Annotated in this window: 23 protein-coding genes, 1 pseudogene and 1 riboswitch; of the genes and pseudogenes, 15 read left to right on the plus strand and 9 right to left on the minus strand. The window is 73.7% G+C overall.

Going from position 1 to position 22,327, the window contains the following annotated elements; all coding sequences use genetic code 11:
• The 12 genes from ABD785_RS39840 to ABD785_RS39895 form a co-directional block, all read left to right on the plus strand.
• On the plus strand, positions 1 to 635 hold a 635-nt coding region (locus ABD785_RS39840; RefSeq protein WP_344839701.1), incomplete at its 5' end, for a substrate-binding domain-containing protein.
• A gap of 14 nt (positions 636 to 649) precedes the next feature.
• Positions 650 to 1,801 (plus strand): Gfo/Idh/MocA family protein, encoded by a 1,152-nt coding sequence (locus ABD785_RS39845; protein WP_344839705.1) that lies wholly within the window; start codon positions 650 to 652, stop codon positions 1,799 to 1,801.
• Between the two features lie 174 nt (positions 1,802 to 1,975).
• Positions 1,976 to 2,962: a polyprenyl synthetase family protein gene (locus ABD785_RS39850; protein WP_344839707.1), complete on the plus strand. Its 987-nt coding sequence runs from the start codon at positions 1,976 to 1,978 to the stop codon at positions 2,960 to 2,962.
• 17 nt (positions 2,963 to 2,979) lie between these two features.
• Entirely contained in the window at positions 2,980 to 4,128 is a 1,149-nt protein-coding gene (locus ABD785_RS39855; RefSeq protein WP_344839710.1) for an inositol-3-phosphate synthase, read from the plus strand.
• Positions 4,125 to 4,964 carry an SCO3242 family prenyltransferase gene (locus ABD785_RS39860; protein WP_344839714.1) on the plus strand — a complete coding sequence of 280 codons (840 nt, stop codon included), beginning with the start codon at positions 4,125 to 4,127 and terminating at the stop codon, positions 4,962 to 4,964. The genes ABD785_RS39855 and ABD785_RS39860 overlap by 4 nt, the downstream gene beginning before the upstream one ends.
• Complete coding sequence (locus ABD785_RS39865) at positions 4,961 to 5,803, plus strand: sugar phosphate isomerase/epimerase family protein (RefSeq protein WP_344839717.1); 843 nt, start codon at positions 4,961 to 4,963, stop codon at positions 5,801 to 5,803. Before ABD785_RS39860 ends, ABD785_RS39865 begins: the two co-directional genes overlap by 4 nt.
• The gene (locus tag ABD785_RS39870) at positions 5,800 to 6,408 is read left to right on the plus strand and encodes an EboA domain-containing protein (RefSeq protein WP_344839721.1); all 609 of its coding nucleotides are present in this window, start codon (positions 5,800 to 5,802) and stop codon (positions 6,406 to 6,408) included. The genes ABD785_RS39865 and ABD785_RS39870 overlap by 4 nt, the downstream gene beginning before the upstream one ends.
• Complete coding sequence (locus ABD785_RS39875) at positions 6,408 to 7,280, plus strand: TatD family hydrolase (protein WP_344839724.1); 873 nt, start codon at positions 6,408 to 6,410, stop codon at positions 7,278 to 7,280. The genes ABD785_RS39870 and ABD785_RS39875 overlap by 1 nt, the downstream gene beginning before the upstream one ends.
• Positions 7,280 to 8,425, plus strand: coding sequence for a metabolite traffic protein EboE (eboE, locus tag ABD785_RS39880; RefSeq protein WP_344839728.1), 1,146 nt, complete (start codon positions 7,280 to 7,282; stop codon positions 8,423 to 8,425). The genes ABD785_RS39875 and eboE overlap by 1 nt, the downstream gene beginning before the upstream one ends.
• Positions 8,422 to 9,789 (plus strand): alkaline phosphatase family protein, encoded by a 1,368-nt coding sequence (locus ABD785_RS39885; protein ID WP_344839730.1) that lies wholly within the window; start codon positions 8,422 to 8,424, stop codon positions 9,787 to 9,789. The genes eboE and ABD785_RS39885 overlap by 4 nt, the downstream gene beginning before the upstream one ends.
• Positions 9,790 to 9,820: 31 nt before the next feature.
• Complete coding sequence (locus ABD785_RS39890) at positions 9,821 to 12,307, plus strand: ATP-binding protein (RefSeq protein ID WP_344839732.1); 2,487 nt, start codon at positions 9,821 to 9,823, stop codon at positions 12,305 to 12,307.
• Between the two features lie 116 nt (positions 12,308 to 12,423).
• Positions 12,424 to 12,822, plus strand: a complete 399-nt coding sequence (locus ABD785_RS39895) for a VOC family protein (RefSeq protein ID WP_344839736.1) — start codon at positions 12,424 to 12,426, stop codon at positions 12,820 to 12,822.
• On the opposite strand, the gene ABD785_RS39900 is transcribed toward ABD785_RS39895, so the two are convergent.
• The 3 genes from ABD785_RS39900 to ABD785_RS39910 form a co-directional block, all read right to left on the minus strand.
• Positions 12,750 to 13,967, minus strand: coding sequence for an RNA polymerase sigma factor (locus ABD785_RS39900; RefSeq protein WP_344839773.1), 1,218 nt, complete (start codon positions 13,965 to 13,967; stop codon positions 12,750 to 12,752). The genes ABD785_RS39895 and ABD785_RS39900 overlap by 73 nt on opposite strands.
• A 6-nt stretch (positions 13,968 to 13,973) precedes the next feature.
• Entirely contained in the window at positions 13,974 to 14,381 is a 408-nt protein-coding gene (locus tag ABD785_RS39905; protein ID WP_344839776.1) for a YciI family protein, read from the minus strand.
• A gap of 80 nt (positions 14,382 to 14,461) precedes the next feature.
• Positions 14,462 to 15,016 (minus strand): DinB family protein, encoded by a 555-nt coding sequence (locus ABD785_RS39910; protein ID WP_344839740.1) that lies wholly within the window; start codon positions 15,014 to 15,016, stop codon positions 14,462 to 14,464.
• Between the two features lie 90 nt (positions 15,017 to 15,106).
• On the opposite strand from ABD785_RS39910, the gene ABD785_RS39915 reads away from it, so the two are divergent.
• Positions 15,107 to 16,060, plus strand: coding sequence for a helix-turn-helix transcriptional regulator (locus tag ABD785_RS39915; RefSeq protein WP_344839744.1), 954 nt, complete (start codon positions 15,107 to 15,109; stop codon positions 16,058 to 16,060).
• A 145-nt stretch (positions 16,061 to 16,205) separates the two neighbouring features.
• On the opposite strand, the gene ABD785_RS39920 is transcribed toward ABD785_RS39915, so the two are convergent.
• A complete protein-coding gene (locus ABD785_RS39920) occupies positions 16,206 to 16,574 on the minus strand; it encodes an SHOCT domain-containing protein (protein WP_344839749.1) in 369 nt (122 codons plus the stop codon).
• A gap of 108 nt (positions 16,575 to 16,682) precedes the next feature.
• Positions 16,683 to 17,468 carry an SDR family NAD(P)-dependent oxidoreductase gene (locus ABD785_RS39925; protein ID WP_344839752.1) on the minus strand — a complete coding sequence of 262 codons (786 nt, stop codon included), beginning with the start codon at positions 17,466 to 17,468 and terminating at the stop codon, positions 16,683 to 16,685.
• An 84-nt stretch (positions 17,469 to 17,552) separates the two neighbouring features.
• Here ABD785_RS39925 and ABD785_RS39930 point away from each other — a divergent pair, with 84 nt between their 5' ends.
• Complete coding sequence (locus ABD785_RS39930) at positions 17,553 to 18,200, plus strand: TetR/AcrR family transcriptional regulator (RefSeq protein WP_344839756.1); 648 nt, start codon at positions 17,553 to 17,555, stop codon at positions 18,198 to 18,200.
• On the opposite strand, the gene ABD785_RS39935 is transcribed toward ABD785_RS39930, so the two are convergent.
• Together ABD785_RS39935 and ABD785_RS39940 are read right to left on the minus strand one after the other, a co-directional pair.
• A complete protein-coding gene (locus tag ABD785_RS39935; RefSeq protein WP_344839760.1) occupies positions 18,201 to 18,968 on the minus strand; it encodes a glycoside hydrolase family 25 protein in 768 nt (255 codons plus the stop codon). It lies immediately after the preceding gene.
• An 18-nt stretch (positions 18,969 to 18,986) separates the two neighbouring features.
• On the minus strand, positions 18,987 to 19,721 hold the full coding sequence (locus ABD785_RS39940) for a CHAP domain-containing protein (RefSeq protein WP_344839763.1): 735 nt from the start codon (positions 19,719 to 19,721) through the stop codon (positions 18,987 to 18,989).
• 7 nt (positions 19,722 to 19,728) lie between these two features.
• Positions 19,729 to 19,867, minus strand: a riboswitch (cyclic di-AMP (ydaO/yuaA leader).
• 235 nt (positions 19,868 to 20,102) lie between these two features.
• Between ABD785_RS39940 and ABD785_RS39945 the strand changes: the two genes are divergently transcribed.
• On the plus strand, positions 20,103 to 20,318 hold the full coding sequence (locus ABD785_RS39945) for a helix-turn-helix domain-containing protein (RefSeq protein WP_344839767.1): 216 nt from the start codon (positions 20,103 to 20,105) through the stop codon (positions 20,316 to 20,318).
• On the opposite strand, the gene ABD785_RS39950 is transcribed toward ABD785_RS39945, so the two are convergent.
• Together ABD785_RS39950 and ABD785_RS39955 are read right to left on the minus strand one after the other, a co-directional pair.
• Entirely contained in the window at positions 20,315 to 22,096 is a 1,782-nt protein-coding gene (locus ABD785_RS39950) for a WD40 repeat domain-containing protein (RefSeq protein WP_344839770.1), read from the minus strand. The two genes, ABD785_RS39945 and ABD785_RS39950, sit on opposite strands and share 4 nt — an antisense overlap.
• 43 nt (positions 22,097 to 22,139) lie before the next feature.
• A pseudogene (locus ABD785_RS39955) lies at positions 22,140 to 22,327 on the minus strand (carbohydrate ABC transporter permease); the annotation flags it as partial.

Consider the following 22,327-nt stretch of genomic DNA (forward strand, 5'->3'; position numbering starts at 1 on the left):
ACCTCGACCGCGTCTTCCCCGACAAACTCTCCTACCGCACCTGGATCGGCGGCGACAACTACGGCATGGGCGTCGCGGCCGGCACCTACATCGGCAAACAGCTCAAGGACAAGGGCGTCACCAACCCCGTCATCCTGGAGATCCAGGGCATCGCGACCCTTCCGCTGACGCAGGACCGCAGCAAGGGCTTCGCCGACGCCCTCAAGACCTTCGGGTTCTCCGTGACCGCCAAGCAGGACGCGGCCTTCACCGTCGAGTCGGGCACGAAGGTCGCCTCGAACCTGCTCCAGGCGCACAAGAAGGTCGACGCGATCTGGAACCACGACGACGACCAGGGCATCGGCGTCCTGGCCGCCATCAAGGAAGCCGGACGCAGCGAATTCTTCATGGTCGGCGGCGCGGGCTCGGCCAACGCCATGCGCGACATCAAGGCCGACAACTCCGTGCTCAAGGCCACGGTCACCTACTCCCCCTCGATGGCGTCCTCGGCGATCAAGCTCGCCCGCCTCATCGCCCAGGGCAAGGGCATGACCGACCTGGTCGAACAGCAGGTCCCCCAGTCGATCACCCTGGCCTCGGAAACGATCACCAAGGACAACGTCGACAAGTACCTGCCGCTCGGCTTCGAGTCCTGACAAGGAGCAGATCTGTGACGGAAACCAGGCCCACACTCGGGGTCGGCATGGTCGGACACGCCTTCATGGGACGGGTGCACTCCCAGGCGTGGCGCAGCGTCGGCGCGTTCTTCGATCTGCCTGTGCGGCCTTCGATGACGGTTCTGTCAGGCCGGTCGCGGGGGCGTTCCGACGCCGCCGCGGCCGAGCTCGGCTGGGCCGGAGCGGAATCCGACTGGAGGAGGCTGCTCGACCGCGACGACGTCCACATCATCGACATCTGCACCCCGGGCGACACCCACGCGGAGATCGCGATCGCGGCGCTGGAGGCGGGCAAGCACGTCCTGTGCGAGAAGCCGCTCGCCAACTCCGTGGCGGAGGCCGAGGCCATGGCCGCGGCCGCCGACATCGCCGCCGCCCGCGGCGTGCGCAGCATGGCGGCCTTCAACTACCGGCGGGTCCCGGCCGTCGCGCTGGCACGGCAGCTCGTGGAGCAGGGACGCCTCGGCGAGATCCGGCACGTGCGGGCCCAGTACCTGCAGGACTGGATCGTCGATCCCGGGCATCCGCTGGTGTGGCGGCTGCAGAAGGAGAAGGCGGGCTCGGGCGCGCTCGGCGACATCGGCGCGCACATCGTCGACACCGCCCAGTTCGTCACGGGTCAGCCCCTGACGGGCGTCTCGGCGATCAGCGACACCTTCATCAAGGAGCGTCCGCTGCTGGGCGGCGGCGGGGTCGGCCCCGTCACCGTCGACGACGCGACGCTGTTCACCGGGCGGCTGCGCGACGGGGCGCTGGCCTCGTTCGAGGCGACCCGGTTCGCGACGGGCCGCAAGAACTCGCTGCGGATGGAGATCAACGGCTCGCTCGGCAGCCTCGCGTTCGACTTCGAGGCGATGAACGAGCTGTCCTTCCACGACCACACCCTGCCCGCAGCCGAGGCGGGGTTCCGGCGGATCCTCGTCACCGAGGCCGACCACCCCTACGCGGGGGCGTGGTGGCCGCCCGGTCACGGGCTCGGCTACGAGCACACCTTCACCCACCAGGTGAAGGACTTCCTGGAGGCCATCGCCGCCGAGAAGGATCCCAGTCCCTCCTTCCGCGACGGCCTCAACGTCCAGCGCGTCCTGGACGCCGCCGAACGCAGCGCCGCCGCGGAGAGCCGCTGGACGCCGATCCCCGCCTGAGCCGTCCGGCCGTCCGCCCACCCGACTTCGCCGCCTGGAGTCGGTCCCGCAGGGTCCCCGCCCCGTCGTCGTGCTGAGTCACGGGGCAGTGGGAGTGCCACCCCTGCGGGGCCCCTCCAGGCGGCGAGACACCAGCACCGACCGGTCGTCATCGCCTCCCGGGAAGAGGAGCTCATGTCGGAACAGGTGGAAGCGCCGGACCTCCGCTCGGCCCGCGCCCTGGTCGAGCCGGTCCGCAGGGAGCTGGTCGAGGCCTTCCCCGCCGAGATGCGGCGGGTGGTCGGATACCACCTCGGCTGGTGGGACGCCGACCTGACCCCCGTGCGAGCGGGCGGGAAAGATCTTCGCTCCGCCCTCGTCCTGGCGGCCGCACGCGCCGTCGGCGAGGTGGCGGGCCCCCGGCCACCGACGCTGCGCGCGGCCGCGGCCGTCGAGTGCGTGCACGACTTCTCCCTCCTTCACGACGACGTCATGGACGGCGACCGGCTGCGGCGCGGACGCCCCGCCGCCTGGACGGTCTTCGGCCCCGGCCGTGCGGTGCTCGCCGGAGACCTCCTGCTGGCCGCCGCCTCCGAGCTTCTCGCCGACGGGCCGGGCCATCCCGTCCTGGCGGCGGCCGTCACCGAGCTGTGCCGGGGCCAGGCCCGCGACCTGGAGTTCGAGTCACGCCAGGACGTCTCCCTGGACGAGGCGCTCGCGATGGCCGAGGCCAAGACGGGTGCGCTGCTCGGCTGCGCCTGCGAACTGGGAGCACTGGCCGGTGGCGGCTCCGCCGGGCAGGCCGCCGCGCTGCGCCGCTTCGGGCGCGAGGCCGGAGTCGCCTTCCAGCTCGTCGACGACCTCCTCGGCATCTGGGGCGTTCCGGCCGTCACCGGTAAGCCCGTCTTCGCCGATCTCGCCGCCCGGAAGAAGTCGCTGCCGGTCGTCGCCGCGCTCACGTCCGGGACCGCCGCCGGTGACGCCCTCGCGGCGATCTACCGGTCGTCCCGGGTGCCCGGCGCCGACGCCGCCCGCCTCATCGAGCTCGCCGGGGCCCGCGCCTGGGCCGCAGGCGAGGCCGCCCGGCGGGTGTCGGGCGCGCTCACCGCACTGGACCGCGCGGGAGCGCACAGCACGGAGCTGGCCTCCCTCGCCCACCTCATCACCGCCAGAAGTCACTGAAGGAGAGGGAGCCACCCGTGAACGAGGAGACGACCGGGGTGTGGTTCATCGGAGCCAGGGGCTCGGTGGCCACGACCGCGATGGCAGGGGCGGCCGCGGTCCGGGCCGGGCTGACCGCCCCGACGGGGCTGGTCACCGAGAGTTCCGGCTTCCCCGAGGCGGGGCTCACCGAGCTGGCGGGGCTGCGCTTCGGCGGCCACGACGTGACCTCCACGCCCCTGGCCAAGCGGCTCGACCAGCTCGCCGGGGCCGGGGTGGTGCCGCACGCGGTCGCCGCCGCGGTCCGCGACGACCTCGCCGCGATCGAGGGCGACCTGCGCACCGGGCAGGGCGCCGGAGGCGCGGAACCGCAGGTGGAGACCGCCGCCCGGCTCGCCGCCGACCTGGCGGGCTTCCGGGACCGGCGCTCCCTCTCCCGTGTCGTGGTGGTCAACGTCTCCTCGACCGAGCCGCCCGCCGAGGTCCTTCCCGAGCACGCCGACCTCGACGCCCTGGAGGCCGCCCTGGACGACGGCCGCGCCGTGCTGCCGCCGAGCTCGCTCTACGCCTACGCGGCCTTCCGCGCGGGCTGCTCCTTCGTCGACTTCACCCCGTCCGCCGGGCCGCGGCTGCGCGCGCTCGACGCCCTCGCCCGCCGGCAGGGCGTGCCGTACGCGGGCAGTGACGGCAAGACCGGGGAGACCCTCGTCCGCTCGGCGCTCGCGCCGATGTTCACCAGCCGCGCCCTGCGGGTGCGCTCCTGGTCGGGGACGAACCTGCTGGGCGGCGGCGACGGCGAGACCCTCGCCGATCCGGTCGCCGCGGCCAGCAAGACGGCCTCCAAGCGCCGGGGCCTGGCCGAGACGTTCGGGTATCCCGTCGACGGCGAGGTCCACATCGACTACGTGCCGGACCTCGGCGACTGGAAGACCGCCTGGGACCACATCTCCTTCGACGGCTTCCTCGGCGTCCGGATGACCATGCAGTTCACGTGGCAGGGCTGCGACTCCGCGCTCGCCGCCCCGCTCGTCCTCGACCTGGCCAGGCTCACCGCCCGCGCCCACGAGCGGGGGCTGGCGGGGGCGCTCACCCCGCTCGGCTTCTTCTTCAAGGACCCGGTCGGCACGCACGAGCACAGCCTGACCGAGCAGTACCGCACCCTGTGCGACTGGGCGGCGCGGCTGTGACCGGGATCGGAGTGCTCGCCGAGCTGGTGCGCGCCCCCGCGGCGCTGACCGTCCCCGGAGACGTCCTGGCCGGGGCCGCCGCGGCCGGACGGCCGATGGACCGGTCCCTCGCGGGGCTCGCCGTGGGCTCGGTCTGCCTGTACTGGGCGGGGATGGCGCTCAACGACTACGCCGACCGTGATCTGGACCGGGTGGAGCGGCCCGAGCGGCCGATCCCGTCCGGGCGGGTCTCCCCCGGGCTCGCTCTGGGGATCGCGGCCGGGCTGACGGGGGCGGGGGTCGTCTGCGCCGGGCTGGCGGGCGGCCGTTCCGCGCTGGGGGTCGCGGTCCCGCTGGCCGCCACGGTCTGGCTGTACGACCTGGCGGCCAAGAACTCCCCCGCGGGGCCCGTCGTCATGGCGGCCGCGCGGGGGCTCAACGTGCTGATGGGCTCGGGCACGGTGCGCGCGGGCCTGCTGCCCGCGGGGCTGGTCGCCGCGCACGTCCTCGGGGTGACGGCGCTGTCGCGCGGCGAGGTCCACGGGACGCGCAAGGAGGTGCCGCTGGCGACGCTGTCCGGGTCGGGAGCGGTGGCGGTCCTCGCGGGCGCCTCCCGCAGGCTCGCCGCCGCGGTGCTGGCCGCCTCCTATCTGGCGGCCGTGGGAGGCGCGCAGTCCGCCGCGGTCCAGCAGCCGACGCCCGGCCGGGTGCGGCGGGCGGTCGGGGCGGGGATCCTCGGGCTCATCCCGCTCCAGGCAGCTCTGATCGCCCGGCGCGGGCCGGCCGGGGCGGGGCCGGTCTCGGCCGCCGCCCATCCGCTGGCCCGCGCGCTGGCCCGGCGCAGGAGCGTGACATGAGGTTCGGGTACGGCACCAACGGCTTCACCGACCACCGGATCGGCGACGCGCTGGCCGTCCTGGCCCATCTCGGCTACGACGGCGTGGCCCTCACCCTCGACCACGGGCACCTCGACCCGTTCGGGACGGGCGTGGCCGCGCGGATCGACCGGGTCGCCGGGCTGCTGTCCAGGTACAAGATGGCGGTGGTCATCGAGACCGGCGCCCGCTACCTGCTGGATCCCCTCCGCAAGCACGAGCCGACCCTGGTCTCCGACGACGGGCGCGACCATCGCCTGGCCTACCTGCGGGCCGCGGTCGAGATCGGCGCCGACCTGGGCGCGCAGGCCGTGTCGTTCTGGTCGGGGACCAAGCCGGAGCACCTGGCCGAGGACGAGGCGTTCGACCGGCTGGCCGAGGGCTGCTCGGCCGTCATCGAGCACGCCGAGCGGCACGACGTCGTCCTCGGTTTCGAGCCCGAGCCCGGCATGCTCGTCGAGGACCTCGACGGCTACGAACGGCTGCACGCCCTCCTCGGCGGGCCCGGCCGGCTCGGCCTCACCCTCGACATCGGGCATCTGCGCTGCAACGAGCCGCTGCCGGTGCCCGAGTCGGTCCTGCGGGCGGGCGGCCGCATCGTCAACGTGCAGATCGACGACATGCGCAGGGGCGTCCACGAGCACCTCCCGTTCGGCGAGGGCGAGATCGACTTCCCGCCCGTCCTGGCCGCCCTCGACGCCACCGGATACCGGGGCCTGGTCAGCGTCGAGCTTCCCCGGCACGGGCACGCCGCCCCGGCGACGGCCCGGCACTCCCTCGACTTCCTCCGCGCCGCCGCACCCGAAGGAGCAGCACCATGACGGCCGAAGACCTCTACACGGCGCTGCTGGACCGGCTCACGCCGCAGGCCGTCGGCTGGCTCGACGAGACGATCGCGCTGGTCGCCACCGATCCGGCCGCCCTCCCGCGGCGGCATCCCGCCGCGGGACGCCGGTGCGGGCGCGGCCCGCTCGGCGTCGGCGCCTGGACGGTCGACGACGCCGCCCGCACCCTCATGATCAGCGCGGTCCGGCTGCCGGTGGCCGATCTGCTCGCGGTCGTCACCGGCCTCTACTTCCAGGGGGACGCCGCCGAGCGCAGGGCCGTCCTGCGGGCGCTGGAGTTCCTCGACCTCGGCGACGGGGCGCTGCCGCTGGTCAGGGACGCGCTGCGGACCAACGACACCCGGCTCGTCGCCGCCGCCCTCGGACCCTACGGCGGCCTCCATCTCGACCACGCCGCCTGGCGCGACGCCGTTCTCAAGTGCCTGTTCGTCGGCGTGCCCCTGGCCGGCGTCACCGATCTGCCCCGCCGCACCGACGCCGAGCTCGTCCGGATGGTGCGGGACTTCGCCCGGGAGCGGCGCGCGGCGGGCCGTCCCGTGCCCGCCGACGCCCGGCTCATCTGCGACATCGAGGAGAACTGATGCGCATCTTCGACCCCCACATCCACATGACGTCCCGGACGACCACCGACTACGAGGCCATGTACGACGCCGGGGTGCGGGCGCTCGTCGAGCCGGCGTTCTGGCTCGGCCAGCCGCGCACGAGCGTCGGCTCGTTCGTCGATTACTTCGACGCGCTCGTCGGCTGGGAGCCGTTCCGGGCCGCCCAGTTCGGCATCCGGCACCACTGCGCGATCGCCCTCAACCCGAAGGAGGCCAACGACCCGCGCTGCGCCGGGATCCTCGACGAGCTGCCGCGCTACCTGGAGAAGGACGGCGTCGTCGCGGTCGGCGAGGTCGGCTACGACGCGATGACCCCGGCCGAGGACGAGGCGTTCACCCGCCAGCTCGCCCTGGCCGCGGAGCACGGCCTGCCCGCGATGGTCCACACCCCGCACCGCGACAAGGCCGCGGGGACCCGTCGCACCCTCGACGTCGTCGCCGCCTCCAAGCTCGCCCCGGAGATGGTCGTCGTCGACCATCTCAACGAGCTGACCGTGGCCATGGTGCTCGAGGCCGGATGCTGGGCCGGGTTCTCCGTCTATCCCGACACCAAGATGGACGAGGAGCGCATGGTCGCGATCCTCCGTGAGCACGGCACCGAACGGATCATGGTGAACTCGGCGGCCGACTGGGGCCGCAGCGACCCCCTGAAGACGCGCCGGACGGGTGAGGCGATGCTCGCCGCGGGGTTCTCCGACACCGACGTCGACCGGGTGCTCTGGCAGAACCCCGTCGCGTTCTTCGCCCAGAGCGGGCGCCTCGACCTGTCCTCCGAGGCCGCCGGAGAGGGCACGTTCGAGGGCAGTTTCGAGGGCAATTCGGTCCTGCGCGGCGTCCGTAAGGAGGACTGATGCGCTTCCTGCACTCCGACGGCACGCTCGTGCACGCCGCCTACTGCACCAACGTCCACCAGGCCGAGGACCTCGACGGCGTGCTGGGCCAGCTCGGCCGGTTCGCCGAGCCCGTCCGGGAGGCGCTGGACGTCCCGGTGCTGGGCCTCGGGCTGTGGCTGTCGTGCGACGTCGCCCACGCCCTGGCCGGCGACGCGTCGCTGACCGCCCGGCTGCGCGCCGAGCTGGCGGCCCGCGGGCTCGAGGTCGTGACGCTCAACGCCTTCCCCTACCGCGGATTCCACGATCCGGTGGTCAAGCAGGCCGTCTACCATCCGGACTGGACCGACCGGCGCCGTCTGGACTACACCCTCGACGCCGCCACCGTGCTGGCCGGGCTGCTGCCCGGCGACGCCGTGCGCGGCAGCGTTTCCACCCTGCCGCTGGCCTGGCGCGACCCGTGGGACACCGACCGGGCGCGACGGGCGGAGCTGCTGCTCGGTGAGCTGGCCGCGGGGCTCGGCGAGCTGGAGCGCCGGACCGGGCGGACCGTGCGGGTGGGCCTGGAGCCCGAGCCCGGCTGCGTCGTGGAGACGACCACCGACGCCGTCCGCCATCTCGGCTTCCTCGACCCCGAGCGGGTGGGGATCTGCCTGGACGTCTGCCATCTCGCCGTCCAGTTCGAGGAGCCCGCCGCGGCCCTCGCCCGTCTCGACGCCGCAGGATTGCCGGTCGTCAAGACGCAGGCCTCCTGCGCGCTGCACGTCGAAGACCCCGGCGACCCCGCCGCCCGCGAGGTGCTCGCCGCCTTCCACGAACCGCGCTTCCTGCACCAGACCCGCCGCTCCGGCACCGGCACCGACGACCTGGACGAGGCGCTCGGCGGGCTCGACGGCGGGGCGCCGTGGCGCGTCCACTTCCACCTGCCGCTGCACGCCGAGCCCGCCGCGCCGCTGGCGAGCACCAGGAGCGTCCTCGGCGAGGCCCTCGACGTCCTGCTGGGCGGCCCCGCCGCCCAGGTCGACCACGTCGAGGTGGAGACCTACACCTGGCAGGTCCTGCCGCATCCGCCCGGCGACGACGCCGCGCTCGTCGCGGGACTCGCCGCCGAACTGGACTGGACCCGGAGCCGCCTCACCGGCCTCGGCCTGAAGGAGATCCGATGAGACCCCTCGTAGTCATCGACGTCGTCGGGCTGACGCCCCGGCTGCTCCCCCACATGCCGAACCTGTCCAAACTCGGCGGCCTCGGCTTCCAGGCGCGGCTCGACACGGTGCTCCCCGCCGTCACCTGCACCGTCCAGGCGAGCCTGCTCACCGGGACGCTGCCGCGCGAGCACGGCATCGTCGGCAACGGCTGGTACTTCCGCGACCTCGGCGAGGTCATGCTGTGGCGGCAGCACAACGGGCTCGTCCAGGGGCCGAAGCTGTGGGACCACGCCCGTGCCGAGCGTCCGGGCTGGCAGGTCGCCAACGTGTGCTGGTGGTACGCCATGGGCGCCGCGACCGATCTGACCGTCACGCCCCGGCCCGTCTACCACGCCGACGGGCGCAAGTCGCCGGACTGCTACGCCCGTCCCGTCTCCCTGCACGACGATCTCACCGAGGCGCTCGGGCCGTTCCCGCTGTTCACCTACTGGGGCCCGACCGCGGGCATCGCCTCCAGTAAATGGATCATCTCTGCGGCCCGGTGGATCCTGGATCGGCACCGGCCGGACTGCCTGCTGGTCTACGTCCCGCACCTCGACTACGACCTCCAGCGCTTCGGCCCCGACGGGCCCGAGGCGATCGCCGCCGCCAAGGAGGTCGACGCCGCGCTCGGGCCGCTCCTTGACGACGCGCTCGCCCGCGACGCCACCGTCGTCGCCCTGTCGGAGTACGGCATCACCGGGGCGCGGCGGCCCGTCGACGTCAACCGGGCGCTGCGCCGCGAGGGCCTGCTGGAGGTCTACACCCAGTCCTCCGGTGAGCTGCTCGACCCGTGGACGTCACGGGCGTTCGCCGTGGCCGACCACCAGATCGCCCACGTCTACGTCGCCGACCCCGCCGACCTGGCGCGGGTCCGGGCGATCTGCGCGGCGCTGCCCGGCGTCGACGAGGTCCTCGACCGGGAGGGCCAGGCCCGCTACGGCCTCGACCACTCCCGCTCCGGCGATCTGGTGCTCGTCGCCGACCCCGACGCCTGGTTCACCTACTACTACTGGCTCGACGACGACAGGGCACCGGACTTCGCCCGCTCGGTCGAGATCCACAAGAAGCCCGGCTACGACCCGGCCGAGCTCTTCTTCGACCCGGCCGACCCGCTGGTCAAGGCCAGGGCGGCCGCGTCGCTGGCCCGCAAGGCCCTCGGGCTGCGCTACACCACCCAGGTCGTGCCGCTGGATCCGTCCTGTGTGCGGGGAAGCCACGGCAGGCTGCCCGACTCCCCCGCCGACGGGCCCGTCCTGCTCTGCTCCGACCCCTCCCTCGCCCGCGACGCGATCCGTGCCACCGACGTCATGTCACTGCTGCTCAAGGCGTCACCGGCCTGACCCGCCCGGCCCGGCGTGTGACAATTCCGGCATGGAGCTGCTCGAACGGGAGGACGAGCTGCGGGCGCTGGGCGCGCGCCCGCACGGGGTCGTCCTGGTGGCGGGCGAGGCGGGAATCGGCAAGACCTCGCTGGTACGGGAGTTCTGCGCCGGGTCCGGGCGGCCCGTCCTGTGGGGCGCCTGCGACGCGCTGCGCACGCCGAGCCCGCTCGGCCCGCTCCGGGACATGGCCAGGACGGCCGGGGGCGAGCTCGCCCGCGTCCTGGCCGCGGAGGGGCCCAGGCACGCCCTGTTCAGCGCGTTCCTCGACCAGGTCGGCGCCGGGGAGGCCGTCGCCGTGGTCGAGGACCCCCACTGGGCGGACGAGGCGACCCTCGACCTGCTGATGTTCGCCGGACGCCGGATGGCGGGGACCGGCGGCCTGCTCCTGGTGACCTACCGGGACGACGAGGTCGGCCCCGGCCATCCGCTGCTGGCGGTCCTCGGCGCGCTCGCCACCGACCGGGCGGTCCGCCGGCTGCGCCTGCCGCCGCTGTCCGCGGCGGCCGTCGCCGCGCTGGCGGGGCCGTCCGGGCCCGACGCCACCCGGCTGCACGGCCGCACCGGCGGCAACCCGTTCTTCGTGACCGAGTCGCTCGCCGACCCCGGGCAGCCGGTCCCCGCGACGGTCCGCGACGCCGTCCTGGCCCGCGCCGCCCGGCTGGACGCCGCAGGCCGGGAGGCGCTGGAGGCCGTGGCGGTCTTCCCCGGCCATGCCCTCCTGGCGATGGTGGAGGCGGAGCCCGCGGCCGTGGACGCCTGTGCCGCGGCGGGCGTCCTGGTCGTGGAGGGCGCGCGGCTGCGGTTCCGGCACGAGCTGGCGCGGCTGGCCGTCGAGGAGGGCATCGCCCCGGCCCGGCGGGCCCTGCTGCACGCGCGGGCCCTGGCCGGTCTCAGCGAGCACGGCGCGGACCCCGCCCGGCTCGCCTACCACGCCGAGGAGGCGGGGGACGGAGCCGCGGTCCTGCGGTACGCGCCCGCCGCGGCCGAGGCCGCCGTCGCGGTCAGTGCCCACCGGCAGGCGGCCGACCATCTCGAGCGGGCGCTCCGCTTCGCCTCTCCCGGCGCGGAACGCGCTGAGCTGCTCGAACGGTACGCCGAGGTCTGCGCCCGGCTGGACCGCTCCGATGCCGCCGTCGAGGCGTCCGGGCTGGCGCTCGCCCACTGGCGGGCGGTCGACGAGCGGGAGCGGGCCGCTTCGCTGATGGCCCAGCGCTCCCAGTATCTGTGGTTCTCGGGCGAGACCTCGGCCGCGCACGAGAGCGTCCGGGCGGCGCTCGATCTGGCCGGGACCCTTCCGCCGGGCCCCGCGCTCGCCACGGCGACGACCTGGTCGGCGTTCCTGCTGATGCTGGCGCGGGCGGTCCCCGAGGCCATCGAGACCGGCGCCGAGGCGATCGCTCTCGCCGAGCGGTTCGGCGGGCCCGCCCTGCTGGTGCGGGCGTTGAACGCGGTCGGCACCGCCGAGTGGTTCCACGATCCGGTCCTCGCGGAGGAGCACCTCACCCGGGGGCTCGAACTGGCCCGGCGGCACGGCCGCGACGCCGACGCCGGGGCCGTCATGCTCAACCTCGGTTCGGGGGCGGGCGAGATCCGCCGCTACGCCGACGCCGAACGCTGGCTGCTGCGGACCGCGGCCTGGTGCGCCGAACGCGACCTGGACGGCCACCGCCGCTACGCCGGGGCGTGGCTGGCCCGGTGCCTGTTCGAGCGCGGCGAGTGGGACCGGGCCGAGTCCCTGCTGGCGGAGGAGGAGGTTCCGGAGAGCCCGCCCGCCCGGATCGTCACGCTGACCGTCCTGGGCCGGATCCGGGCGCGGCGCGGTGAACCCGGCGCGGCCGAGGCGCTGGACGAGGCGTGGGAACTGGCCGTCAGGACCGGGGACCTCCAGCGGCTGTGGCCCGCCGCCGCGGGCCGCGCGGAACTCGCCCGGCTGAACGGACGGCCGTCCGGCGATCTGGCCGCCGAGACCTACGGCCTGGCGCTGCGGCTGCGGCACGGCTGGGCGATCGGCGAACTCGGCCGCCTCCTGGACGAGCGCCCCGATCCGGTGCCGGAGACCGCGGCCCCGCCCTACCGTGAGGCGCCGGCCGCCGAGGCATGGGCGTGGGCGGAGATCGGCTGCCCCTACGAGGAGGCGACGGCGCTGGCCGAGGACGACGACCGGCTCGGCGAGGCCCTGCGCCTCTTCGAGCGGCTCGGCGCCCGTCCCGCGGCCGACCTGGTTCTCGCGCGGATGCGCGCCCTCGGGCGGCGCCGCCCCCGGCGGAGCACCCTGGCCCATCCCCGCGGGCTGACGGCCCGCGAGTCCGACGTGCTCGCGCTGCTGGCCGAGGGGCTGCGCAACGCCGAGATCGCCGAACGGCTGCACATCAGCGAGAAGACCGCGGGCCACCACGTCTCGGCGATCCTCGCCAAGCTCGGCGCCGCCACCCGCCGCGACGCCGCCCGCATCGCCCTGGACGGCGGGCTTCTCTAGGGATCGGGCGTTCCCCATATAGGGAGAGACGCCCGATGTGGAGGGTGGGGGGTTCCTCGGAGACTGGGCGTGAACGGGCCGCCGACCGGTGGCCCGGACCGAAAGGAACCATGCTCATGACCGGCTTTCCGTCGATCACTCATGTCGCCGTCACGGTGACCGACCTGGAGACCAGCGTTCCCTGGTACTCCCGGCTGTTCGAGTCCGAGCCGGTGCTCGACGAGGACACCGGGCCGTTCCGGCACGTCGTCTTCGCCATCGGTGGCGGCATGCTGTTCGGACTGCACCACTTCCCGGACGCGGTCGCCTCGGCGGCGTTCGACGCGCGCCGTCCCGGCCTCGACCATGTCGCGTTCGGCTGCGCCGACCGGGAGGAGCTCGAACGCACCGCCAAGCGCCTGGACTCCCTGGGCGTCCGGCACGGCGGTGTCGTCGACGCCCACTACGGCTCGGGCGTGTCGTTCAAGGACCCCGACGGCCTCCCGCTGGAGTTCTTCGCTCCCCCGGCGGCCTGACCCTCCTTCAGCCGGGCGTTGAGGCGCGCGGCCTGGCGGGTGAGATGGTCGCGTTCGGGAAGGTTGGGGGCGGCCCGGGCGGCCTGGGCGTAGAGGCGGGCCGCGGTGGCCGGATCGCCCGCGCGTTCGCTCAGGTAGGCCGCCGCGGCGGTGTGGCGGGGGAGGGCGGGGTCGAGGCCGGCGAGAGCGGCCAGTCCCGCCCGGGGGCCGTCGGCCTCGCCGACCGCGACGGCCCGGTTGAGCCGGGCCACCGGGCTGTCGGTGAGCCGCACCAGCTCGTCGTACCACTCGACGATCTGCACCCAGTCCGTCTCCTCCGCGGTCGGGGCGTCGGCGTGGAGGGCGGCGATGGCGGCCTGGGCCTGGAACTCGCCCAGGCGGTCGCGGGCCAGCGCGGTCTGGAGCACCTCGACGCCCTCGGTGATCAGCCGGGTGTCCCACAGGCCGCGGTCCTGCTCGGTGAGCGGGACGAGCCCGCCGTCCGGGGTGGTGCGGGCCGCGCGCCTGGCGTGGTGCAGGAGCATCAGGGCGAGCAGGCCCGCGGCCTCCTCGTCGCCGGTCCCGGCCGCCAGCCGGCGGGTCAGCCTGATCGCCTCGGCGGAGAGGTCGACGTCACCGGAGTAGCCCTCGTTGAAGACCAGGTAGAGGACGCGCAGGACCGTGGCGACATCGCCGGGCCGGTTGAGCCGGACGTCCGCCACGGTCCGCTTGGCCCTGCTGATCCGCTGGGCCATGGTCGCCTCCGGCACGAGATAGGCCTGGGCGATCTGCCGCGTGGTGAGGCCCCCGACCGCGCGCAGGGTGAGCGCGACGGCCGAGGCCGGGGTGAGCGAGGGATGCGCGCACAGGAAGTAGAGGTCGAGCGTGTCGTCCCTCGCCTCCCCCGGCTCGGGCGGTGGCTCCTCCTCGACGCGTGCCTCGCGGTCGCGCCGTGAGGTCTCTGCGCGCACGGTGTCGAGGAACTTGCGCCAGGCCACGGTGATCAGCCAGCCCTTGGGGTCGCGCGGCCGGTCGCCGGGCCAGACGCGCACGGCCTCGACAAGAGCGTCCTGGACGGCGTCCTCCGCCGCGGCGAAGTCCGCCCCGCGACGGACGAGCACGCCGATCACGTCGGGGGTGAGGGTCCGCAGCAGGGACTCGTCCACCACGGGTCAGTCCGTGGTGTTCTGGTAGGTCCACATGATCGGGCGGATCTCGAGCCACTCCTGGAGCGGCGCCCCTCCCGCGCCGGGCGCGGCCGACAGCTCGGCGGCGACCTCGAGCGCCCGGTCGTAGCCGTCGACATCGATGACCATCCAGCCGGCGATCAGGTCCTTGGTCTCCGCGAACGGGCCGTCGGTGACCGGCGGACGGCCCTCGCCGTCCGAACGGACGAACGTCCCCTTCTCCGAGACCGCCTGGCTGTCGACGAACTCGCCGGTCTTCACGAGCCGGTCGGCGAAGTCCTCCATGAACCGCATGTGCGCCGCGACGTCCTCCGGCGCCCACTGGTCCATCGGCACCTCGCTGACCGGTGCGGGACCACCCCGGTAGTGCTTGAGCAGCAGGTACTTCGCCATCATGTCCTCCTCGGTGCGCTACGGCCATTGTGGCCGTGTGCCGACACCCCTGGGACGGAGCCGTCTCCCGGTTCTCGACATCAGAAGGCGGTCCGGCCGTCGATCGTCTCGCGGATGATGTCGGCGTGGCCCGCGTGCTGGGAGGTCTCGGAGATCAGGTGCGTCAGGACCCGCCGGACGCTGCGGGTGGCGCCCGGCTCGTGCCAGGGCGCCTCGGGCAGCGGGTGGGACGCCGACAGGTCGGGGACCTCGTTGATGATCTTCTCGGTTCCGGCGGCGACCCGCTCGTACCGGTCGAGGACGGCCGCCAGCGTGTCGCCGGGCAGCATCTGGAAGCCGTTCTGGTGGTCGACGGCCCACTGCGGGAACTCGCGGGCGGTCCCGGCGGCGAAGTCGGCCCAGGTCACGCCCTCGGGCAGGGTGTAGGTCATCGCCGAGGGGCCCTCGACCACGAACCGCGTCCACTGTTCCTCCATGGCCGAGACGTGCTTGACCAGGCCGCCCAGGCACAGCGCGCTGACGGTGGGACGCTCGGCCGCCTGTGCGTCGTCGAGCCCGGCGACGGCGCCGGTCAGCGCGCCCCTGGCCGCGGCGAGAGCGGCGAGAAGCTCGGCCTTCTCGGTCGTGGTGCTCATGGTGGATCCCTTCGTCGTCGTTGCCTGACACCCGAACCGTGCCCGGAGAAGCGGTCAGGATCCGTCCTCTTCTTCCGGCATCATGAAGTCATGGCGAAAACTTCGGCGCGTCTTCTCTCGCTGCTGTCGCTGCTCCAGGCCCGCCGGGACTGGCCGGGATCGCTGCTGGCCGAACGGCTGGGGGTCAGCCCGCGCACGGTGCGGCGCGACGTCGATCATCTGCGCGGGCTCGGTTACCGCGTCCGGGCGGTGAAGGGCCCGGACGGCGGTTACCGGCTCGACGCGGGCACGGAGCTGCCGCCGCTGCTCTTCGACGACGAGCAGGCCGTCGCGCTGGCCTTCGCGCTGCGGATCGCCGCGGCGGACGGCACCGGGATCGAGGAGGGCGCGGCGCGCGCCCTGAACACCGTCCGGCAGGTCATGCCGGCCCGGCTGCGGCACCGCATCGACACCCTCCAGGTCACGGCGGTCCCCGGGCCGGGGCCGCGGGCCGGGGCCGGGGTGCTCGCCGCGCTCAGCGCGGCCGTCCACGCCCGCGAGACGCTGCTGTTCCGCTACGCCTCCCCCGGCGGCGCGGACGATCGCACGCGCCGGGCCGAACCCCACCATCTCGTGGCCAGGGGCGGGCTCTGGTACCTGCTCGCCTGGGACCTCGACGCCGCGGACTGGCGCACCTTCCGGGCCGACCGGATCACCCCGCGCACTCCGGGCGGCCCCCGCTTCACCCGGCGCGAGCCGCCCGGCGGCGACGCGGCGGCGTTCGTGACGGCCCGGTTCCGCGGCTCCGGCTCCACCGGCTGGCCCTGCCGGGGCGAGGCGGTCCTCTCGCTGCCCGCCGCCGAGGTCGCCCCCTACGTCCACGACGGAACCGTGGAGGAACTCGGCCCCGCCCGCTGCCGCGTCGTCCTCGGCTCGTGGTCCTGGCCCGCCCTGGCCGCGGGGTTCGGCCGGTTCGACGCCCCCTTCGAGGTCGTCGGCCCGCCCGAGCTCAGGGCCGCCTGCTCCCTGCTGGCCCGCCGCTACACCGAGGCCGCCGCAGGCTGAGGACGGCCACGACCCCGAGCACGGCCGCCACCGGAAGCACGGCGGCGAGGCCTCCACCGAAGCTCCGGACGGCCGCGGCGGTCACGGCCAGCGGCAGGCCCGGACGGTCCCAGGGGTTCCGTGGCGGCGAGGACTTTCTCACGGGTCAGGCGAGGATGTCGGCCTTGGCCTTGAGGTACTCCTCGTCGGTGATCACGCCCTGCTGCCGGAGCTCGGCGTACTGCGCGAGGCGGTCGGCGGTCGTGGGTCCGGTCGTGTCGTGGTCGCGGTGACGCCGCTCGGACCTACGGCCACGGCGCATTCCCATCGAGTCGCCCCTGGCGATGATGTAGACGAGGACGCCCACGTAGGGCAGGAGGATCACCAGGGCGGTCCATCCGATCTTGTTCCAGAGGGGGAGGTCGCCGCTTCCGAAGATGTCGATGACGACCCTGAACAGCAGGAACAGCCACATCACCCACAGGAAGAACATCATGATGGTCCAGAAGATGTCGAGCAGCGGGTAGTCGTCCATGGCTCGCCCTTTCGACGCAGGTGGGACCCCTTCTCACCAGCCTGCCCCGCCGAGACGATCTCCAGCGTCAGGCGAACTCCTCGAAAGCTGCAAATAACGGCATATAGATCAGCCGAGGTCGATCCGCGGGGTCACGATCCTGGCGACCAGGCGTCCGATGACCGGCAGCTCCAGCGGGAGCAGCGAGGTCGCCGGGTGGACCCCGCGCCTCCGGCCGCGCTCGATCGCTTTGACGATCGCCTCGGCCGCGGAGCCCGGCGAGACGGGTGGCGGGGTGCGCATCGGCCGTCCCCGCCAGGGCAGCAGCCCGACGTCACGGGCGGCGGTCTCGGTGGCCCCCGGCACGATCTCCAGCACCGAGACTCCGGAGCCCTCCAGCTCGTGCCGGAGCGTCCGGGTCAGGTGCGCCAGCGCCGCCTTCGACGCCCCGTAGTAGCCCAGCAGCGGGATCGGCACCGACTGCAGGCTCGAGGTCACGTTGACGACCGTCCCGCCGGAGGCGCGCAGCTCGGGCAGCAGCCGCCGGGTCAGCGCCAGCGGCGACCAGAGGTTGGTCTCGAACAGCGCCCGGGCGCCCTCGTCGTCGCCCATGGCGGCCTGGGCCGCGACCAGCCCGGCCCCCGCGTTGTTGACGAGGATCTCCACCCGCCCGAGCCCGGCGACCGCCGCGGCGGCCAGCTCGTCGGCCGCGCCCGCCCTGGACAGGTCCGCCTCGATCACCACCGGCCGCGCCGCCCCCCGCGACCCGATCCCGTCGGCGACCTCCTCCAGCAGACCCCCGCGCCGCGCGGCGATCGCCAGCCGCGCGCCCCGCCCCGCGAGCGCCTCGGCCAGCGCCCGCCCGATCCCGCTGGACGCCCCCGTCACCAGCACCGGTACACCCGCCAGATCCATGCGCCCTCCTCGAATTGACTGATAATCAGTCAACCGAAGCTAGCCCTGAACGCCTCGATCCGTCAACAGGCCTAGGCTTCGCTCATGGCGAGGTCTTCAGGCGATGGCGGGGCGGTCACCGGCGACCGGCGGGCGCTGCTGGTGCGGGCGGCGTCCGAGCTGTTCTCCACGCGGGCCTATGACGAGGTGACCACGGCCGAGATCGCGCGGAGGGCGGGGGTGGCCTACGGGCTCATCGCCCACCACTTCGTGAACAAGCGGGGGCTGTACCTGGCGACGGTCAACGCGGCGGCCGAGCGGCTGCGGGCCGTCCAGGAGGCTCCGCCGGAGGGCGGGACGCCGGCCGAGCTGCTCCGGAACGCCGTCGCCCGGCACGTCGCCTACATGGACGACAACTCCGCGGGGTTCCTGGCGCTGATGCGCGGCGGCAACGGGTCCGATCCCGAGGTCCGCGCGATCATCGAGGGGCTCCGGTGGGAGGGCGCGGCACGGATCCTGCGGGCGCTGGGCGCGGCCGAACCCGTCAGGCCGACCCTGCGGGCCGCGATGCGGGGCTGGGTCGGCCTTCTCGACGAGCTGATCATCGATCTCATCCACCACCACGACGTGCCGCGCGAGCACCTCGCGGATCTGGCCGCCACGGCGCTCGCAGCGACGCTGCGGAGGGCCCTGGCATTGGACCCCGAGATGGGGATCGAGGCGTCGGCGATCGCTTCGCTCGACGAACGGTGATCAGCCCTGGTAGCCGAGGGCGCGCAGGGCGTCCGGGGTCAGGGCGCTGACGTTGTTGTCGTGGTCGGTCGAGGAGTACTGGTGGATCGCCCACTCCTTCCAGGGGGCGGGCGGGGCGAGGCGGCCGGCCTTCTTCCCGTAGTGCGCCACCCAGAGCGGGTAGCCGCCGAGCCCCTCGCCGTGCTCCCGGGCGAAGTGGTAGCCGCTGTAGAACACCGGCTTCACCCCGGTCCCGGCCTCGACGCGCTCCAGCCACGTCCTGGCCCAGGCGTTCACCCGGCCGCGCGAGCGGCCGTCGGTGGTCTCGAGGTCGAGCATGAGCAGGTCGCCCCGCTGGAGCCCGGCCGCGCGGACGGTCCTCAGAAAGTGGTCGGCCTCCTTCACGGGGTCGTTCTTCGGGCGGCCGTAGTGGTAGGCGCCGCGGACCAGCCCGTTCTCGCGGATCTTCGCCCAGTTCGCGGCGAAGGTCTCGTCCTTTCCCACCGTGCCCTCGGTCGCCTTGGCGATCCCGAAGGCCAGTTTCTTCTGACTCCAGTCGTAGTTCCTGTCGTAGTGCGAGACGTCCACGCCGTAGGGCAGGGCGCCCGGCGCGGCCTTGGTGGTCTTCTCGGGCTCGGCGTCCGCGGCTCGCGGCTCCGCTTTTGCCGAGGCGGCGGTGCTCGTCACGGCGGTGGCGTCGCCGGGTCCGGCCAGGGCGGCCCCCGCGACGGCGGCGGCCGCTCCCGTGGTGGCGACGGCCAGGGCGATCTTCCGGTTCAGAGTGATCATCGTGAACTCCCCCTCGGGTCAGGCGGTGGCGAGACGGTGGTGGCGGCCCCGGCCTGGGCGCAGGCGGCGCCTGACCGCGACGGCCAGGGCGACGGCCGGGAAGACGATCGCCGCGAACAGCGCGGACGGCTCGGCGGGCAGGAAGTCTCCGGGCAGGGACACCGTCCCGGTGAGCGCAGACCCGGTGAGCGCAGACCCGGTGAGCGCCGCGCTCTGGGCGGAGCCTCCGGACCCGGTGGAACCCACGGCTCCGGCCTGGGCTGCGGCGGGGGCCTCGGCCTCGGCCTCGGTGACGTTGACCTTCCGCGGGTATCCGTAGCCGACGACCTTGCTCTGGTCGCGGATCTTGCGCTTGGCGTTGACGCCGTCGACGTTGCCCTCGATCGTGTGGATCTTCGAACCGTCGACCTTGGTGACGATGCCGACGTGGTCGATGCCACCGGTCTTCTTGCCGCCCGACCAGTCGTAGAAGACGAAGGCTCCGGGTTCCGGCTTCGTCCCCCAGGCGTCCTGCTCGCGGAACCAGGCGGCGTGCGCGGGGGTGTAGGCGAACTGGCCGGTCTTGGCGGTCACGCCCGCCTGGTCGGCGCCCCAGGCGAGGAACATGTCGCACCAGGCGGCATGGCTGAAGTCAGAGGAGTCGTCGACGTTCTCGCCGTACCAGTCTCCGAATTTCGTGTATCCGCCGCTCTTCTCCTTGTAGCCGAGCTGGGATTCGAGCGCGGTGATCATCTTTTGGACGTCCGCATCCATAGAGCATTTCGCCTCTCCTTTTTCGCCTACCGGGTTAGCTGACGGATTCGGGCCAAGGAGCTGGCCCTACCGCTGCTCAGCAGCGGATTCACCCCAAGAAACCCGGGTCCCCGGCTCTCCGTGAGGAGACTCGGCGATCGGCCGGACATCGACCGATGCGCGAAGATTAAGCAAAGTAAAAGGCAGATATCAAACTGGTAAAGGTAGTAAAATATGCATAAGAGGGAATGGCGTCGCGGTAAAGCGCCTTGGCCCATGGGCGTCAGGGGCGCGCGGGGTCATGCGAAGGAGCGTCCCGGCTCAACCGATCGGTGGATGGGAGGGGGCCGCCGCGCGGCGACCGTGGAAGCGGAACGGACACCGCGACGGAAGGAGGAGGCCTTGACGACCAAGATCGATGGAGAGGTGATCCGGGCCCGCCGCAGGGCCCTCGGGCTGAGCCAGGCCTCACTGGCCCGGCGCGTGGGCCTGGACCAGCCCTCGATCTCCCGGCTGGAGAAGGGCGAGTTCGTGCCGCCCGTCGCGGTACTGGACCGCGTGGCGGCGGCCCTCCGCCTCCGCCTGACGATCCGCTTCGACCCGCTCGACGGGCCCTAATCCTCCGCGCAGATGCGGACCAGTTCCTCAGCCGCCCAGCGCAGGGACGGGTGGGGGTCGCGGCGGAAGTGCTCCAGGTCGGGGACGACGGCCCGGACCGCCTCGCGTGCGGGGCCCTGGCCGACGGCGAGGTCGGCGATCAGCAGCAGGAGGGTGTTGCGCGCCCGGTTGTCCGGGATGAGCATCCGCTCCACCAGGAAGGGGACGGCCGCGGCGGCGGCGGACCTCGCGCCGCGCTTGGAGACCATGAGGCCGTACAGCTCCTTGACCGCGGCCTGGGCGGCGGCCTCGTCATCGGAGGCCAGCTCGGCGATCAGGCGGGGGATCTCTTCCGCGCGTCCGCGGTTGGTCCTGAGGGATCTCCAGTCGATCTCCCTGAGCCGCAGGCGGAGGTCGCGCGCGGGCCAGAGCAGGTCCTGGTCGAGCTCGAGCACGAAGGTGCCGTTCGCGGTGGTGACGTGGAGCGTGCCCGAGGGGTCCAGGGCGAGGGCCTCGATGCCGGTGCCGAGCCGCAGGTCGGCGCGGTCCCCCGTCGGGCGGCTCCAGAGCCGGACGAGCCCGTCGGCCCAGGCGGCGGCGAGGGCTCCGCCGGTCTCCAGGTCGCCCTCGGCCAGTGCGGTGACCGGGGTGCCGCGCCGGTCGAAGGGGGTGCGCCTGCCTCCGTCCGGGCCGGTGGTCCAGGTGCGGACGACACCGTGGGCGTCGCCGCTGAAGATCCGGTGCGTCTCCTCCTGCGGGAGGCAGACGATGGCGGTGACCGGGGCCCGGTGCAGCGGCCACTGGCCGAGCCGGGCGCCTTCGGCCGTCCAGGCGTGGACCCCTCCGGCGGCGTCACCCGCGACGACCACCTCCCCGTCCGAGGCGGCCACGGTGCGGCCGGGGAGATCTCGCGCCGGGGCGGGCACCTCGGCCGGGACGCGCGGGGCGTCCGTGGTCGCGACCGTCCACCGGCCGCGGTCGTCGGAGTCTCCTGCGGTGAACGCCGCCGGGGGCAGGTCCTCGGGCGTGGCCGGGATCTCGCTGGGCGGGTCGACATCCTCCTCCGCCCAGGTGATGCCGAGGCTCTCCAGCGTCGCGGTGAGGGCCGCGCGGGTCCTCGCCTGGACCACGATCGCGTAGTCGGCGCCGGGACCGCGGCCATGCCGGACGATCACGTCGGGGCCGCCGTAGGAGAGGGAGTCGGTGCCCATCTCCTGCCACGGCAGGAACCCCATCTCGCGGTGGGTGGCCCGCAGCCGCTCGACGATCTCCGGATCGTCCTCGACGGTCTTGCGGGCGACCCGCAGCCCCCATCCGAAGTGGGCGGGCAGCCGCTCCATCGCGAGCTGCAGGAAGAACTCCGAGATGGACCGGCTCTGCTCGACCCAGCCGGCGCCGGTGTTCACCATCACCTTGGGATCGTCGTGCCCGGCCTCGGACGCCAGGTAGCCCCACTGGTTGACGTACTGGTACTCCGACATCACGACCCGGATCTCGTCGCCGGGCGGGTCGTCGGCCGTATCGGTCCCGGCGGGCGGCCACGCCGAGTGCGTCCAGTAGAGGCGGGGCCGGAAGGCGAAGGAGTTGACCGGCGAGTCCCACCACTCGACGAGGGCGGCGGGAAGGGGACCCGCCTCCTCGAGCACGAAGCCGGGCGCCTCGCCCTCCCGCGTCACCTGCGGTTCGCCGCCCGGGTCCACATAGCCCCACTCACGCTGGAACTCCTCCAGCAGACCCCAGCGCGACTCCTTCCGCGCCAGCCGCTCCGCGAACCGTCCATAGTCGATGATCTTCGCCATTCCGGCATGGTACGCATCCCGGGCGTCGAAGATCACGGGATCGTCAGTTCTTGACGGAGCCTGCCATGAGTCCGCCGATGAACCAGCGGCCGAGGGTGATGTAGACGATGAGGGTGGGGAGGGAGGCGATGAGGGCTCCGGCCATGGAGGCGGCGTAGTCGGGTGATTGTGCTCCGGCGAGGGCGTTGAGGGCGATGGTGATGGGTCCGTTGCGGGTGTTGGACAGGAAGA

It is taken from the genome of Actinocorallia longicatena (genome assembly GCF_039534125.1).
Classification (GTDB): domain Bacteria; phylum Actinomycetota; class Actinomycetes; order Streptosporangiales; family Streptosporangiaceae; genus Actinocorallia; species Actinocorallia longicatena.

What these genes read in the sequence shown, in the direction of transcription:
- ABD785_RS39920 (WP_344839749.1), bottom strand. Translation starts at nt 16,574, where the DNA reads ATGGACGACTACCCGCTGCTCGACATCTTCTGGACCATCATGATGTTC.
- eboE (WP_344839728.1), top strand. Translation starts at nt 7,280, where the DNA reads ATGCGCTTCCTGCACTCCGACGGCACGCTCGTGCACGCCGCCTACTGC.
- ABD785_RS39875 (WP_344839724.1), top strand. Translation starts at nt 6,408, where the DNA reads ATGCGCATCTTCGACCCCCACATCCACATGACGTCCCGGACGACCACC.
- ABD785_RS39870 (WP_344839721.1), top strand. Translation starts at nt 5,800, where the DNA reads ATGACGGCCGAAGACCTCTACACGGCGCTGCTGGACCGGCTCACGCCG.
- ABD785_RS39905 (WP_344839776.1), bottom strand. Translation starts at nt 14,381, where the DNA reads ATGGCGAAGTACCTGCTGCTCAAGCACTACCGGGGTGGTCCCGCACCG.
- ABD785_RS39940 (WP_344839763.1), bottom strand. Translation starts at nt 19,721, where the DNA reads ATGGATGCGGACGTCCAAAAGATGATCACCGCGCTCGAATCCCAGCTC.
- ABD785_RS39910 (WP_344839740.1), bottom strand. Translation starts at nt 15,016, where the DNA reads ATGAGCACCACGACCGAGAAGGCCGAGCTTCTCGCCGCTCTCGCCGCG.
- ABD785_RS39935 (WP_344839760.1), bottom strand. Translation starts at nt 18,968, where the DNA reads ATGATCACTCTGAACCGGAAGATCGCCCTGGCCGTCGCCACCACGGGA.
- ABD785_RS39850 (WP_344839707.1), top strand. Translation starts at nt 1,976, where the DNA reads ATGTCGGAACAGGTGGAAGCGCCGGACCTCCGCTCGGCCCGCGCCCTG.
- ABD785_RS39865 (WP_344839717.1), top strand. Translation starts at nt 4,961, where the DNA reads ATGAGGTTCGGGTACGGCACCAACGGCTTCACCGACCACCGGATCGGC.
- ABD785_RS39925 (WP_344839752.1), bottom strand. Translation starts at nt 17,468, where the DNA reads ATGGATCTGGCGGGTGTACCGGTGCTGGTGACGGGGGCGTCCAGCGGG.
- ABD785_RS39890 (WP_344839732.1), top strand. Translation starts at nt 9,821, where the DNA reads ATGGAGCTGCTCGAACGGGAGGACGAGCTGCGGGCGCTGGGCGCGCGC.
- ABD785_RS39915 (WP_344839744.1), top strand. Translation starts at nt 15,107, where the DNA reads ATGGCGAAAACTTCGGCGCGTCTTCTCTCGCTGCTGTCGCTGCTCCAG.
- ABD785_RS39930 (WP_344839756.1), top strand. Translation starts at nt 17,553, where the DNA reads ATGGCGAGGTCTTCAGGCGATGGCGGGGCGGTCACCGGCGACCGGCGG.
- ABD785_RS39885 (WP_344839730.1), top strand. Translation starts at nt 8,422, where the DNA reads ATGAGACCCCTCGTAGTCATCGACGTCGTCGGGCTGACGCCCCGGCTG.
- ABD785_RS39950 (WP_344839770.1), bottom strand. Translation starts at nt 22,096, where the DNA reads ATGGCGAAGATCATCGACTATGGACGGTTCGCGGAGCGGCTGGCGCGG.
- ABD785_RS39895 (WP_344839736.1), top strand. Translation starts at nt 12,424, where the DNA reads ATGACCGGCTTTCCGTCGATCACTCATGTCGCCGTCACGGTGACCGAC.